Annotated in this window: 1 protein-coding gene; it reads right to left on the bottom strand. The window is 42.7% G+C overall.

Annotated elements, in window-relative coordinates; all coding sequences use genetic code 11:
* Positions 1-403: IS3 family transposase (locus V6259_RS19675; RefSeq protein WP_341585974.1), on the bottom strand; the 403-nt coding region annotated here is incomplete at both ends.

The raw sequence follows: 403 nt of genomic DNA, 5'->3' as shown, positions 1-403 counted from the left end.
TCTAAAAAATACTTTTCTTCGAACTTAGCAGGTGACACACCGCCTGTATGCGAATGCCGTTTTATCGGATTGTAGAACATCTCAATAAAATTAAATATCTCACCTTTCGCTTCTTCTCGTGTCGAGTATATCTTTCGTTTTGTCACTCTCTTCTTAAAGGTGGCAAAAAAGCTTTCTGCCACCGCATTATCATGGCAATTGCCTCGACGACTCATTGATGGCGCTAAGTTATGAGCCTTCATAAAAACGAGATAGTCAGAGCTCGCATATTGGCTCCCCTGATCGCTGTGTACCAGCACTTCACCTTTAGGTTTACGCTGCCAGATGGCCATTAGTAGAGCATTAATGACCAGATGACGATCCATCATTTTATCCATTGACCATCCAACAACACGTCGGGAAA

Source organism: Marinomonas sp. TI.3.20, assembly GCF_038155025.1.
GTDB lineage: Bacteria > Pseudomonadota > Gammaproteobacteria > Pseudomonadales > Marinomonadaceae > Marinomonas > Marinomonas flavescens.
This window is presented reverse-complemented; position numbering and strand designations above follow the sequence as displayed.